The 15,812-nt window shown below is 42.1% G+C and carries 8 protein-coding genes; 1 reads left to right on the forward strand and 7 read right to left on the reverse strand.

The annotated features are described in order from the left end of the window. Window positions 1-49: 49 nt before the first annotated feature. The 6 genes from BF9343_RS01525 to BF9343_RS01550 all read right to left on the reverse strand — a co-directional run bounded on the left by BF9343_RS01525 (window position 50) and on the right by BF9343_RS01550 (window position 11,240). Entirely contained in the window at window positions 50-1,585 is a 1,536-nt protein-coding gene (locus BF9343_RS01525; protein ID WP_010991992.1) for a beta-N-acetylhexosaminidase, read from the reverse strand. A 30-nt stretch (window positions 1,586-1,615) separates the two neighbouring features. After that, window positions 1,616-2,527, reverse strand: coding sequence for an alkaline phosphatase (locus BF9343_RS01530; RefSeq protein ID WP_010991993.1), 912 nt, complete (start codon window positions 2,525-2,527; stop codon window positions 1,616-1,618). A 20-nt stretch (window positions 2,528-2,547) separates the two neighbouring features. Next, window positions 2,548-3,759, reverse strand: a complete 1,212-nt coding sequence (locus BF9343_RS01535; protein WP_010991994.1) for a glycoside hydrolase family 88 protein — start codon at window positions 3,757-3,759, stop codon at window positions 2,548-2,550. A gap of 3 nt (window positions 3,760-3,762) precedes the next feature. Further along, window positions 3,763-5,670, reverse strand: a complete 1,908-nt coding sequence (locus BF9343_RS01540) for a heparinase II/III family protein (RefSeq protein ID WP_010991995.1) — start codon at window positions 5,668-5,670, stop codon at window positions 3,763-3,765. Window positions 5,671-6,021: 351 nt separating this feature from the next. Then, the gene (locus tag BF9343_RS01545) at window positions 6,022-7,869 is read right to left on the reverse strand and encodes a RagB/SusD family nutrient uptake outer membrane protein (RefSeq protein WP_010991996.1); all 1,848 of its coding nucleotides are present in this window, start codon (window positions 7,867-7,869) and stop codon (window positions 6,022-6,024) included. 17 nt (window positions 7,870-7,886) lie between these two features. Then, the gene (locus tag BF9343_RS01550; RefSeq protein WP_010991997.1) at window positions 7,887-11,240 is read right to left on the reverse strand and encodes a SusC/RagA family TonB-linked outer membrane protein; all 3,354 of its coding nucleotides are present in this window, start codon (window positions 11,238-11,240) and stop codon (window positions 7,887-7,889) included. 364 nt (window positions 11,241-11,604) lie between these two features. Between BF9343_RS01550 and BF9343_RS01555 the strand changes: the two genes are divergently transcribed. After that, window positions 11,605-13,254 (forward strand): hybrid sensor histidine kinase/response regulator transcription factor, encoded by a 1,650-nt coding sequence (locus BF9343_RS01555; protein ID WP_010991998.1) that lies wholly within the window; start codon window positions 11,605-11,607, stop codon window positions 13,252-13,254. 93 nt (window positions 13,255-13,347) lie between these two features. Here the strand turns inward: BF9343_RS01555 and BF9343_RS01560 are convergent, their stop codons facing one another. Continuing rightward, on the reverse strand, window positions 13,348-15,786 hold the full coding sequence (locus BF9343_RS01560; RefSeq protein ID WP_010991999.1) for a ligand-binding sensor domain-containing protein: 2,439 nt from the start codon (window positions 15,784-15,786) through the stop codon (window positions 13,348-13,350). Window positions 15,787-15,812 lie beyond the last annotated feature (26 nt).

The raw sequence follows: 15,812 nt of genomic DNA on the forward strand, positions 1-15,812 counted from the left end.
TGATTATGTATTGATTAATGATGTTATTATTGAGATCATCGGTATTTCTCTATCCGTTTTGTAATACGTCCGCTTTCTCCGGTCCGCCTGGTTCGGGAGTTTCTTGTGGGTGAATCACATCGAAATAATAGATGCCTTGCTCCTTCAGATATTCCAGGAAAGACGGTAACCGCATGCAGAAACGACTCCAGTCTTTCTCTTTGGGCGATGTCCACGCAGATTCTGCCAGTGCTATCAGGCGTGGGAAGGTCATGAAGTCCAACCGTTTTCCGTCTGCAATCCGTTCGGTCCAAAGTGTGAACTGCATACCCAGTATCTGATCTTCGTATCCTTTAAAAAGATGACTGATCGGTTCGGGGAAGGCATATATGTCTTGCAACGGATTGAATCCATCCCAATAGCGTCCCACTTTATGTGAGGCATCCTGTACGAAATCGCCATACAGCGGGCGACGTGGAGTCAGGACTACCTGATAGCCTTGCTCAAGCGCTTTCAGCAACTGGTACTTACGGTCGTGGCGCCACCACATAACCAACGCTTTGGAGGGGGAGATACCAGCGTCCACTATTTCGTCCCAACCAATCATTTTTTTACCTTTGGCCGCTACCAGATCGGCAGCACGGCGGATGAAGTAATGCTCCAGTCCGGTTTCATTGATCAGCCCTTTTTCCTTTATGAAGTTCTGGATTTCAGGATCTGTGAACCAGTTCTGATTGCCGTAGTGCACTTCATCACCTCCAATATGGATATAGGGAGCCGGGAAGAGGGCTACTATTTCATCGAGTACATCGCTGATAAAACGATAAGTTTCTTCTTTGCAAGGATGGAATGTGAAATGCTTCCAGCGTCCTTCTCCTCCGCCCGATACTTCGGGATAAGCGCGGCAAACCGCTGTGGCATGTCCGGGCATATCGAATTCAGGAACCACCATAATCTGGCGTTCGGCCGCATAAGCCACAATCTCTCGTATATCGTCCTGTGTATAGAACTGCGGAGCTGCTTGGGCATCATGCCAATTGCCAACGGCCCCTATTTCCGTCAGCTTAGGGTATTTTTTGATTTCAATTCGCCATCCCGGTTCGTCTGTCAGATGCCAGTGGAATACATTGAGATGGAGTAAAGCCATTAAGTCGAGGTATTGTTTAACTTTCTCTTTGCCGAAGAAGTGGCGGCTTTCATCGAGCATAAATCCGCGCCATGCGTAGCGTGGCGAACTGTAAATCCGGCAACAGCGGATTTTGCCCCGTTCGTGCCGTGCCAGTTGTTTAATGGCTTGGCGGGCATAAAATGCTCCTTTCGCAGAAGTGGCATCAATGAAGATAGAATCCGGTGTAATTTCCAGTTGATATGCTTCATCCGAGTATTCTATGCCGATAGCAGGTAGAGACTTAGAGATAGTAGTTCGTACACACTTAGCCGAAACTTCGTCATAAGAGAATGTACCTTTATGTGTCTCTATCGCAGAAGGAGCGGGGAATAGCTTTTGTGCTTGTAAGCCTTGAAAAGCAAATAGAGCAAGAAGAAGAAATTTTATTCTCCCTCTTGCTGTATTATGAATGAATAATGTTCTGTTGGTTCGTTTCATCCTATGTCTTTAACTTGTTAGCATTCTTTCTTACTTAAATACTTCCATTATGGGCCTTCCGATCCATACTTGTGGCTGCTTGAGTTTGAAAATGGCAGCTACGGTAGCAGCTACGTCAAACTGCATCATGCTGGCCTGAATTTCATGCCCTTTCTTGATATTTTTCCCCGAGATGATGAACGGAGTCTCCATCTCCTGCATTGTCTTTCCTCCGTGCCCTTTATTGATTCCGCCATGGTCGGATGTTATTATAAAAATCGTTTCATCCAGTATTCCGGCTTCTTTCACCGCATTCATTACTTTGCCGATGTATCCGTCTATTTCTTCGAGTTTGTGATAATAGGCTGGTGTATCATGACCTTCCTTATGTCCCACATGATCCGGATTATCCCAGGCAATAAGTGTTAAAGTCGGCTTTTTCTCTTTAATGTACTTCACGGCTTTTTCGCATAGTTCCGTAGGATATTTTTCATAGTTAATCCCTTGGTTATATTTGTTTACTGCCAGCGTATCCACCAGATATTTGATGCCGACCCATTCGTAGAAGGTGCCAATTTCAGCTTTCGGATCAGCTTCGCGGAGCAATTGGAATATAGTTGGAAAAATGCCATTTTTACTTAATTCTTTCGAAGGAAGATCCGGAGTACTTGAATTCCAGGTTGTGTATCCGTGTAGTTCCGGGCCTGCTCCCATGAACATAGATGCCCAGTTTACTGCACTGGACGAAGGGAGTACAGAGCGTTTGGTCAGTGTGTAAGAACCATCATTCATTAATTGTTTGATATGGGGAATATTAGCTTTCTCTACACTGTAGGCACCCCAGCCGTCCAGTCCAATTAAGACTACATGTTTAGCTTTCCACTTGCTGCCGGCATGGCAATTGGGAGCTATCGTTAATAAGCAGATAATTAAACAGGCAAATTTAAACAGTTGTGTTTTCATGATACTTCTTTATTATAAAATTATTTATCTAAATCTTTTCTACGCTTCAGGGCTTCCAGAAAGTAGTAGTCTGCATAGTTCAGAGGTACGTCAATTTCACTATTGTGCGGAATACTGCCTACGCTATGCATCAGGATAAAATTGCCGTTAGTGCCCAATGCGGCCCGATAGTCAGGTGAGGCGAGACTATGCATAATGCGGTCTGCGTATGCTTTGTAAGAAGCGGCATCGGATACTGCATATGTGCTGATTTCATACAGGGCAGAAGCGATGCAGGATGCAGAAGAAGCGTCCCGGGGTTCATTGGGTATATTGGGTGCATCCATGTCCCAGTAAGGTATCAGATCTTCGGGCATGTGCGGATCATTTTTCATCCTATTGAATGTTTTCAGTGCCTGGTCCAGATATTTGCGGTCTTTCGTTTCACGATAGCAAATAGTGAAGCCATAGATAGCCCATGCCTGCCCGCGTGACCAAACCGATTCATCAGCATATCCTTGTGCTGTCTGTTTATGACGTACGGAGCCGTCCGAAATATTGTAGTCCACTACGTGATAGCAACTTCCATCAGGGCGGAAATGCTCGGAAAGAGTACGGTCTGCGTGTGCTACGGCTACTTTATAGAAAGTGGAATCACCGGACAGTTTGGTTGCTTCGAACAGAAGTTCCAGGTTCATCATGTTGTCAATGATAACCGGACATTCCCAGCCTCTTTCACTTTGCCAGCTATTGCCTTTTACATCCCAGCTTTGAATGACTCCGGCATTAGGGCGAAAACGGGTACAGAGTGATTTGGCTGCCTGTATCATTACGTTTTTATATGCAGCTGTATCGGGAGCGAGCCTTAGGCCGTTACCAAAACTGCAATTAATGATGAATCCTATATCGTGATGCCAGGTCAGGTGCTCGGCCGGGCGAATGGCTTCAGTATATTTTCTGGCCAGTGGAAGATAGCTGGTGTCACCTGTCAGTTCGTACAGATACCAGATGCTACCGGGAAAAAATCCACTGCGCCAATCGGCATATCCGCAGTAATATACAGATCCATCTCTATTGAGAGTTACAGGATTGAGACATTTTCCGCTTGCTTCGATGGTGTCGATGGCCAAACCGAGTTGTGCTTTGGCAAATTCTACATTTTCTGTTATAAAAGACGGTACTGTGGGTTTGTGGTTTGAGCAAGCCACACATATCATTGCGCAGGCTGCTCCCAATAAGGGTTTTAAGTTCATGTTTTATTGTTTTTTTATGGTAAAAGAATAATTTCCTGTTTTATAGATGTTTGTTGCTGTGAGTGTAATGCGACAAATCGATTTACCCCATACATTGGATAGCCGGGTATCTGTTAATGGGATTATTTCTGTTTTCACATCGAACAGTTGTTTATCATATTCTATGACGGCTTTCTTTCCTTTTACTTCCAATTGAATTTTTCCCGGTATTTCCGTATTCACCTGCCCCCATGTCATGAAATTGATTTGATTAGGCTGTTTGGCTGTTGTCAGACGGAAAGAATCTGAAATCCGTAATTGTCCTTTCTGAAGTGAATAGGAACGTATCCATGATTCCACTTCTGCTTCGGCCGGATAGGCTGTTGCTATATTGGCTGTGAATGTGTTTTTCCTCTTGTCAGCTTGTACTTGTGTTGCTTTATATGTTGCTCCGTATCTCTGGGGGACGCCATTAATCAGGGGGAGATTGTGATAGTTGCTCTGCATAGTCCAAATGGTGTAGCGATCCTTGCTGAATGTCTGGCGTGTATAGGTCCCTACTCCGGCATCAATAAGAAAAGGAGTTTGGTCTATCCAGAAAGAGAAGGTACCTGCGTCATTATGATTATGGCTCTCGTCGTTATATCCTCCTTTAGCGGCCAGAAAGTTTCCTTTATTGTCAGTTATATAGCAGAATTCGGTTTCCGGATACCAGGAGAATGGGGGAGTCAGATGTGCCGCTTGAGTTTCTTTTAGTTCGTTCGCAATCTTTATAGCAGCAAGCGTACGGTATATATCGCGTCCGGAAGGGAGTTTATTGGTGTTAATCATAGCAGCGAATCCTTTCATTTCGTTACTGTTTACAGCCTTGCCATACCGGAATATCAAGGGAGCGTCTCCACTGCCTTTCGCCGAAGCATCAGCGAAATTAACCACCCATCCTTTGCCCACGTATGAACGTGATATATATTCGCCCATATTCTTTATCATGGGATTATCGAAGATGGAGACAGTTCCCCCGGTAACGGCTGACAGTAATTCCAGATAATCAAACATTTTTCCGGCGGCATGTCCCCAATAGGAGGGGCCTTCCTCACATGCACCGTCGGTATGGGTATAGTTGATGAATTTATCTACCGAAACCATACTGCGGTATATTGCCTTCGCTAACATTTCTTTATCATTTTCAAGCAGCATAAAACACATTAAGGCGTTGCTGTTACACCAAGGATTCCAGTTGTTGACCAACATTCCCGGTCTATAGTTCACTGCCATCCACCAGAAGTGATCGTTATTCATGTAAGGATCCAATATACGCTGTTGGAGCGTATGCCGTAAACGTTCGGATATAGCAGGATTGAGCTTGTCAAACTCTTTGTGCATGTAATAATAGGTCCATGCGAGTAAAGAGCCTAAGTCACCTGCTGTCAGGTCTATGATGTTTTCTTTAAAATCGGGTAATGAGCGGTGAGACTGTTGTGCATTCAAATGGGCGGCCAATGCCCAGGAAGTCATCTCGCAGGAATGATATACACCGTTGATCAGCTGATCGATAAATCGTCCTTTCCCTTCTGCGAGTTCAGCGAGTAGCAGGTCGGCTATGGCATTGTTATTATTGGCGAAAGGAGTTTCCATAACGCTACGGTTGCCGCTGCGTTCAAATTCCATATAATCAGTAGCTTTCACAACCTGCCATTGATAATTCAACTGCTTCTCTCCGCGAAGGATACATTCATTCTTGAAAGAGCCTAAAAAAGTGTCCCATCCGGTTCGGTCGGTATAAGCAGGATAAGTGACCCATTGTTGATTTAATATAAGCACTTCCTGCAAACTGCTTACGTTGGCCTGTTTTTGAAGATAGTTCCGTTCTGTATAGCTGAGAGCTTTTACAGTACAGCATAGCAAGAGAGTGAATATTAATAATTTCTTCATCGTAATAAAATTAAGATTTTAACGTAGGCAAAGTAACACAATTTATTGCTATTTTATCTTACTAAATGGTTCTTAATGCTATATAATTTTTCTATTTTAGTTGGATATTTGAGGGAATCAACCTTCAAAAGAGGAAAAAATGATAAAAGAGTCTGTTTAGAACTTTCTTTTCAGATGGAATAGAGGGCGTGTGTCGAAACTCACCACAGAGGACACTGAGTAACACAAAATGAGTTCTAAGTCATTGATTATCCATGTTGATAATCTGTGATAATCCGTGTAATCTGTGGTGAAAAGAGTTTTTGACACAGCCCTTTGGTTTATAAGAATCAGTAGCTTAAACGTATTTGTTTAATTCCAGCCCGAATTCTGGGTCAGGGATTTGTTCATATCAGTTTCATGTTTTGGGATTGGCCATACATAATATTGGTCTCCTCCCCATGTGTAAGGATAGGTGATAGTCCCCCATACATCTTTCATCCCGGCTGTACCATCAGCATTATTAAATTTACTTTCTTTCCATGTTTTCCAACGGAGTTCTTCGTAAAAGTCAACTCCTTCACCTGCTGTTTCCCAGCGGAATTCATTCTGGATACGAACGCGCATATCTTCCTGTCCCTGAACCATAGTGGCAGTATTGCTGTTCAACAGTGCAACACCGGCACGTTGGCGTACTTTATTCAGCCATTCGATGGCCTCATCGGTTTTACCCTGCTCATTCAATGCTTCTGCCAATCCTATGACGACAGTTGCGTAGCGGATAATTGGCAGGTCAATCGGAGATTGTTCACGATTGGTCATCTCACTTGAACCTTCAGCAACAAATTTGCGGAACAAATAGTATAAATGGCTCTGAGTGTCAGTACGTAAGTCATAAGGATAATCGGTGTCAGCACCATAGTAGGGCCAGCGTGAAGTGAAGGTGTGGTCTACACTGTTTCCCGAACCGTCATATGTAGCATATGGAGTGATGACAGTTTGGGCTAAACGAGGATCGCGGCTGTCATAAGCAGCTTTGATACGAGCCTCGTTTCCTGCCGGGAGATATAATGCTTTTGCCTTGTCACTCAACTTCTCCAGACGTCCGTCTACTTTGGCTTTTATTTTTTTTACCATGTCGTCTAATGCCTCTTCCGTGCCGTCAAAGCCGATTTCGCGATACTGTGCTTTTACTGTTACCGGATCGGTATTACGCAAGAAGAATACTTCACGATCCTTAATATCTAAGCTTGAGAAACCAGGAATGTATTCATCCCAGTTAAATTTACTGCCGTCTATATTTTCGTAGGTTTCTACAAAATCCACACTGGCTAACATAGTGTTCCAGCAAGAACCAAATGTAGTACGACCACCATAACGGAAGCTCATGGAATTTCCGTAAGTGCTACCATTATTATCGATACACTGCAAAGAGAAGATAGCTTCATCACTCTGTTCATTAGCTTCTTTGAAGAGTTGCTTGTAACCATCCTGAAATAATGAATGTCCCAATTCACCTACTTTACGGAAATCTGCTTCCGCTTTGCTCCATTCTTTGGTCCATAGATAGATTTTGCCACGTAATGCATAAGCCACTGATTTGGTGACATGACCCCATTCTGCTTTACCGGTAGCGATACGGTCGGGAAAATTCGGATCATTTATTGCGTCGGTTAAATCTTGTATGCAGAAATTCCATATATTCTCTTCGCTTTCACGTGGTTTGTCTGCCTGATCAAGTTCCATAGGCGTATTATAATAAGGAACACCCCTGAAAACTGCATTCAGTTTGTAATAATAAAATGCACGCAATACTTTTGCTTCGGATAATAATTTACCTTTTACGCTTTCACTTATCGGTGCGTCGGGTAGATGTACAATGGCATCATTGGCACGGTAGATACCTGCATAATGTTGTTTCCAATAGTCTGAGAATATTCCGGAACCGATGGAAGCTGTACCGGCCAGTAGCGGATAATCGTTGTCACGGCAGGTTGCTCCCACGCTGAATGCCTCCATTAGATAAGCCTCTTTTGCTACATAACCTTCGCGCAGGGTAGCGTAGATAGATGCTACTCCCATAGTACAAAAGTTTTCGTTACTCCACATACTGCCCGATGATGCTTTATCATATGGCTTTGTGTCCAGTAAATCTCCTTGGCAACTGCTTATAGCAATTGCTGTGGCTGTTAATATGAATAATTTATTTAATAGTTTCATAAGATTTCAAGATTTATTTAGAATGTTATATTGGCACCTATTGCAATTGTCCTAAACGGAGAATAGCCCATACCGGTAGCAGATTCCGGGTCTTGGCCTTCAAATCCGGTAATTGTCAGCAGATTTTCAGCTGAAACATAAACACGTGCATTTTGCATAGCAATTTTTGAAACCCAGTTTTTCGGTAGAGTATAGCCTAGAGACAAGTTCTTCAATTTAATGTAATCACCTTTGTACAGCCATAAGGTTGTATTGCCATGACGATTTTGTACATAGCCGTCTATATAAGCCATACGTGGATATTTTGCGTTGATGTTGGTACGTGGATCATCCGGATTTTCGGGATTGTAGAAATAATGATTTTCAGCAACCCGTTGTGCGATAGTACTACCCCATTCAGTAGATGCGGCGTTGTATCCTGTGGTTGCCCCCCAATATATGCTGAATCCGGCAGCTCCTGCCCATACCATAGAGAGGTCGAATCCTTTCCATGCGGCAGAGGCCTGAAAACCGAAATTGTATTTAGGCTTATTGGAAGTTTTTTGGAAAGTATAGTCATTATCATCGCCATATACTCCATTATTATTGGAGTCGGCATAGATGTAATCACCATACCAGATCTTGTTTTTAGCAACCGTTTTCCCCGGTTGAAATTCATATCCGGCTGCGATCATATCTTTCACCCATGCCATATCTTTTTCTGTACGGATCATACCGGTCTTAGGTCCTCCTTGAGGGTTTACGCTGCCATCCGCATTGTAGTAAGAGCCATTGCCATGATAAACGTTCCGTAAATAGTATTCGTTCATCATGCGGCCTTCAACAATGGGTGTTGTGCCACCACTGGACACTTTACCGATATTATCTTCCCATTTACCACCGGTCAGTTTATTATTCGGATCTTCTACCCATGTTCTTTCATAAGTGCCGTTATAGGCATCGATATTGCTTTTGTTGTATGAGAAGTTACCGTTAATGGAGTAGCTTACCCCTCCTATGTTATCACGCCATCCCAGTGATAACTCGACTCCCTTATTGCTCACTTTGGCGAGGTTCTGACGGGGGGCAGTCATTGTTCCGAATACATAAGGAATAGTCGGGCGGTATAAGATACCGTCAGTTTTCTTTTGATACAGGTCGGCACTTATGCTCAGACGGTTCTTTAATAAATTAACATCAATACCAAAGTTGACAGAGGTGGTAGATTCCCATTTCAGTAAGCTATTGGCGATGGCACCCATATACAATGCAGAATTTAAGGCATTTCCAAATACTGCGTTGGTGGTACTGTATACCGACATGTATTCGTAGTTACCAATTTCAGAGTTACCTAATTTACCCCAGGATGCACGGACTTTCAGGTTATCCAGCCAGATACGGGTATTTTCCATGAAGCTTTCTTCTGAGATGCGCCATGCACCTGATAAGGAAGGGAAGAATCCCCAACGATGATCTTTGTGGAAACGTGAGGAGCCGTCATAACGGAAATTTGCCTCAAATAAATACCGGGAATTATATGCATAGTTCACGCGTCCAAATACAGAACGTGTGGCATAATCCTGGGTTGCACCTTTGGTACTTGTCATTTCGGTTGCTTCATCAAACTGGTTCAGTGATTCGTCGATCAAACCTTTCTTTGCGGCATCTACAGTATAGTAATTCTTATAGAATTCCTGATAGCCTAACAGCGCGGATACATCGTGTTTCTGAGCAAATGTATGATGGTAGTTTAACAGGTTTTCCAATGTATAAGAGTAATTGGACTCATAACCGAAACTTGTACTTAATTGAGAAGGAGGAGTGATACCATCGACAATTACCCCGTCACTGAAACGTGTCTGATAAGCAGGTACTCCCCATTGGCGGGTTTCGTAGATGTAACGGTTGTAATTGAAATTGAAATCCCAGCTTAAATCTTTAAAGAACTTGACCTTGCTAAATAGGGTCGTGTTGAAACGGTTGTAGCGTTTGAAGCCATCATTCCGTGCCAGTTTATATAGTGGGTTATTGGCTGTTGCACGTTCGTCCGGACATTCCGGGTAGCCGAAACTTCCGTTCCATTCGGGATAAGTACCGGCTGTAGATTGTCGGAGGAAAGTATTGGCATTGCTAAAGTCACCCACTTCACGATCCATTTGTGAAGCATAAGTACGCGTACCTAAAGTCAACCATTGAGTTGGATTGGCTTCAATATTGGCACGTACAGAATAGGTCTTGTTGGCTGTATTGTCTACAATACCTTCATTATCCTGATAGCGGGCTGACAATAGGAAACGAATTTTGTTAGATCCTCCTGAGACTGAAAGGTTATGTTCGTGTATCATACCTCCTGAGTATAATTCTTTCAGCCAGTTGGTATTTGGGTATGCGATGTAATTAGGAACACCGTTTTCATTTACTCCATTGGGATCTTTTGATTTCTCTCTCCACAAATCGATATACTTTTGGTCAAAAAGAGTACCGGAGCCAACATTTTCGCAAGATTCGTTCATTAATTCCATATAATCCGCATAGTTACTCATCGTTTCGATCATGCGTGTCGGGCTGTTGAAAGAGATGCGTCCACTATAGTTTACCTGTATTTTGTCTCGATCACCGCTTTTTGTTGTGACTAAGATGACTCCATTGGCAGCACGGGCACCATAAATAGCACAGGAAGCTGCATCTTTTAGAATAGAGATATTTTCTATGTCCTGAGGGTTAATAGCATTCAATGAACCTTCCATACCATCTATGATAATCAAAGGTGAGGCATTATTCATTGTGCCGTTACCACGTACCCGTAAGGTTGTGTTATCTTCTCCCGGCATTGCCGAGCCTGAACTGGCTTGAAGTCCTGGACTTAGACCGGCTAATGCCGAAGATACTGTCGTAATGGGGCGTGATTTAGTTTGTTCTTCAAAATCAACAGAAGATACGGCACCTGTTAAATTGGCCTTTTTCTGTGTGCCATATCCAACTACTACTACCTCATCGAGTGTTTTGCTGTCTTCTTCCAATTGGATGTTGAAAGACACCTGGTTGCCACTTACTTTGACCTCTTTATTAAGATAGCCGATGTAAGAGATTTGCAGTGTTGCGTTGGACGGTACTTCGAGACTAAATTCTCCGTTCAGGTTTGTGATGACGCCAATAGTTTTATTACCTTTCACAATGACGTTGGCTCCGATAATCGGTTCTCCATTTGCATCTTTTACAATACCTTTAACCGTTCTGCGCTGTTGGGGGACTGCTGTGATCGCATCTCCGTTTTCAACTGTCTCTTGTGAAGAAACAGCCCAAGCGCTACCGCTTAAAAGCATTATTAACGATGTACTTACAAGTACCCTTTTAGAAGATAAGGGTAGCAAATGTAATTTGCTTTTTCTCATAATACTTTAGATTGAGTTAATAAAAGTGTTAAATACACCACAAAACTACGGTAACTGATCTGATCCGATGTGATACTTTTATTCTCAATAAGGACACTAATTATTCATAGTCAATTTGGAGTCTGCCTTAATCCGTATTTCCTATATGGCTTTTATGTACAAAATTTTGCGATAGGATACTTAATTAGATAGAAATATTGGACATAATTTGTTCTTTTTCATTATCCGTATACTATTAAACTTTACAAAATATGAATAACATGGTTGAACTATGTCGTGGAAGAGCCCCCTCTATGCTATTTTTGTTCGCAATATAGGCACTAATTGTTCTTAACTAAGTAGAAGTTCCAGAAGAACTTTGGCGATGTCGCTGGAGAAAGAACGTATTGAAAAGGAACATATTGAAGAGATGAACCAAGCTAAACTACGATTCTTTACCAATGTGAGCCATGAGTTTCGCACTCCTTTAACTCTTATTATAAGTCAGGTAGAGCTTATGTTACAAAAGAATACGATACCTCCATCTTTGCATAATAGTATTTTCAGGATAAGGAAGCATGCCCAACAAATGAAACTTCTAATTTCAGAATTGCTTGACTTTCGGAAATTCGATCAGAACTATATCCAATTAAAACTATCGGAACAAAGTCTGAATACATTTTTAGAAGAAGTCTATCTTTCTTTTTCTGCTTATGCCTCTCAGAAGTCCATTTCTTACCATCTGAAGCTGTTGGAGCAGGATATATCTATTTGGATAGATGACTGGCAAATGCGAAAAGTTTTGTTTAATTTGCTTTCGAACGCATTTAAACATGTTCCGGATAAAGGAGAAATAAGCATATTAACCTCTACCACACCGGATCAGGTTGTTATTGCAGTTAAGGATTCCGGGAATGGCATTAGTAAAGAAGAACAGGAACGGATATTTGATCGTTTTTATCAGGCGGACAATCGGAATAAAGCGATTCATGTTGGCACTGGTATCGGACTTGCATTAACGAAAAGTATCATTCAGCTACATCATGGTACAATTGAGGTAGAAAGTGAGTTAAATGAAGGAAGCTGTTTTATTGTGAAGTTACCTAAAACCCGTGATTGTTTTGAAAAGGATACTGAAGTCGTTTTTCTGGAATCTCCGGAAAAGGAACCTATGGTACAAGAGAATACCATACCGGATGAGAATTTTATGAAAAAGGATGATTCTACATTCGAAACTCCCTTGATAGATGAACGGGAAGGGAAACGGAAAGTATTATTGGTAGAAGATAATGTGGAGCTTTTGCAGGTACTCAAAGAAATATTTTCATCACTTTATCAGGTGGTGACGGCTGCTAATGGCGAGGAGGGACTGAAACAGGCTTTTGCAGAAGTTCCCGATTTGATAGTGAGTGATGTTATGATGCCGGTAATGACAGGAACGGAGATGTGTCTGAAAATAAAGAATAACATAAACCTGTGTCACATTCCGGTTGTGTTGTTGACAGCACTTGACACTGTAGATCAAAATATAGAAGGGCTACGCCGTGGAGCAGACGATTATATCACCAAGCCTTTCAATGCAAAAATCTTAATAACCCGTTGCAATAATTTGATTCGTAACCGCTTGTTGATGCAAAGCCGTTTTGCCAAAGATCAGATTTTAGAAATCAACCTGTTGGCAGCTAATCCAATAGATAAAGGTTTCTTGGATAGAGTGATTAAGGTGGTAGATAAACATATTGATAATGAGGATTTTGATATTGGTATGTTATGTCAGGAACTTGGAATGGGGCGAACATTGTTGCACACCAAATTTAAAGCATTGACAGGGATGACACCCAATGAATTTATTCTAAATCACCGGTTGAAAATAGCATCGCTGATGTTAAAGAACGAACCTTATTTACAGGTAGCAGAAATATCCGATAGATTAGGTTTCGGTTCTCCACGCTATTTCAGCCGTTGTTTTAAAAATCAATATAACGTTACTCCGATGGAATATCGCAAAGGAGCTAAACAGGAAAATCTTAAATGACCTAAGGCGGATACCAGATAAGGGGAATAACATCTGAAAGTAAATTCATGCTCGTAAAGAAGACTATTTAATCAATATGGACTCATGGTCTATTTAAATAGCTGGATTAAAAAGAATCTGATGATAGGTAAGAGAAGAGAGGCTTTGCCGTAATATCGCCAAAGTTCTTCTGGAACTTTTTTCGCGCCAGATAAAATAGGTCACTGAAATGCTGATAGTGATGTAACTGAGCCATGCCCACCAAGTAAGGTACCATGGGGTATTGATATGTATTTGTAATAAGATCTCTTGTGCTTTGCGCATTTTCAGGGAGTTGCCTTTTTGCCGTACGTGTAACACGTAGTCTCCAGGATCCAGATTGGTGTATTTCAGGCTTGTTTGTGAGGTGAGTGACCATTGCTTGTCAAAACCTTCTAACTGATACTCATACCAAGTATTATTCAGTATATCCACATAGTTGGAAGAAGCAAACTCAACAGTCAGGTTATTTTGGGTGGCATTTAGATTTATTTCCCGGACAAAAGGGAGCCCTTCTGTCAGTATACGACTTTTGTCATCCGGACTTATCCGTGCGTTGTTGACGGATAAACTTGAAAAATAGAGCTTAGGTTTGGGATATTCTTTGTTCAGGTCTTTTTCCAGAAAAGAACTAAGCCCTCCTGTACCTCCGATAAATATAGTATGGTCACTACACATCCATACACCACAACCATTAATGATGGATGAAAGGGACAGTCCGTTATCCAGTTCAATGGAACGGAATGATTCGGTGGTTGGATTAAACAGTGTGATACCCCGATCACTTGTGATGAGTATGTTGTCTGTCGAAGTCTGTAGAAGATTATAGCAATAATTACTGAGTAATTGGTTCTGCTCGGGAGTATAGTTGATGCAGGTCTGAGTTTGTTCGTTATAACAAAAAAGTCCTGAACCTAAAGTGGCGATATAAAGATATTGATTGTTACCTTTCAAAATCTTGCTGATGCCGAACTGTCCAATGGATGCAGGCAGACTGAATGATTTGACTTCTTCAGGGTGTTTCAGATTTATACTATATAAGTTAGTACCTGCCGACAACCAGAGAAAACCTTTGGGATCAATGGTGAAAGTTTGATAGTAATATCCGTCATAAAGCAAGCGGAATTCATTTGTATCGGGATTCATGGAAAAAACTCCGTTACGAGCGGAAACGATTAGCTGGTCGTTATAGAAAGATACTTGGAAGATAACATCATTGGGCTCTTTGAGGCCTTTCGTGGAATGATTGAGGTAGTTGTAAAAACGTCCGGTCTTGCGGTCGAACCGGGAGAGCCCTCCCATATGTGTACCGATATATAAGCAGTCTCTTTTAGGGTCGTAACAAATACTTTTCAGATTATTGTGGGGCAGTGAGTTGGGGCCTCCGGCAGTGTAAGTGGTGAAATGTCCCGCTTGTCGGTCTAAGCATGCCAATCCACCACCATCGGTGCATATCCATAGGTGGTGATCTTTGTCCTCGGTCATAGCCCCGGCGAACGGGTAGTTGAGACAGTCGCTACGATCGGGATTATAAGTGTAGTAATTGAATGCGTTGTTATCCGGGTTAAAGTAGTTGACTCCTCCATAATAACTACCTATCCAGATAGTGCCTTGTACATCCTGATAGAGTGAAAATATAGAAGAATGGCTGAGTCCTCCCGGGCGTTGTTCTTGCTTGATGAGGCTGTAGGTTTGGGTGCTTGGATCATATTTTTGTAAACCGTCGAAGGTCCCGAACCAGATGTTTCCTTGCTGATCTTCTACAAATTCACGTATTTGTTCGCTGGAAATGCCGTTTGGTGATGAGGGGTCATAAGGAATGCGGTTGATTCGTCCGTTCCGGTTGATACGGTATAGCCCTTGTGTACGGCAGCCTACCCAAAGTTCCTGACAGGAGCTTTGAAAAATACGATAAACATCTACTTTAGGGATCAGGCATTGAACCCTCCCTTTGTTTTCCGTGGTATATAGACCTTCTTTGGCACCGATATAAAACCTGTTGCCATTTATCGTCAGATAGTTGATGGATGATATACCTGTTTTTAATTGAAAGTCTAATTGATTGTTTTGGGGGTTGTATCGGAAAATAGAGTCGTGTCCGGCACACCATATCTCACCGGCATGAGATGTTAGAGCATAGACAGATCCTTGACGCAGACGTTCGAAAGTCTCTTTACGAATATCGTATTTCAGTAAAGCATGGTCAACAATCAGAAACACATCTCCGTTTTGACTCCCTGTAATGGCACTAACCTCATTCCCTATCAGGATTTTCTGATCCGGTCGATTTCCGTTTTGTATCCATGCCTTATAAACGGCCATCTTATTACTATTGTAGATGTTGACTCCTTCACGTGTACCAAACCACATTCTACCCAGCTTATCTTGATAGATAGCCATAACGGACGATTGCGAAAGACCTTCTTCTCTACCTATGTGCTTAAAATATCCGGCGTAAGATAATTGAACGATGAAAATACCGATCAAAGATAAGGCTAATTTATGTCTATTCATAGTTATTCCGTATTTATAAACGCAAA

The sequence above is a fragment of the Bacteroides fragilis NCTC 9343 genome (genome assembly GCF_000025985.1).
In the GTDB taxonomy this organism is placed as follows: Bacteria; Bacteroidota; Bacteroidia; order Bacteroidales; family Bacteroidaceae; genus Bacteroides; species Bacteroides fragilis.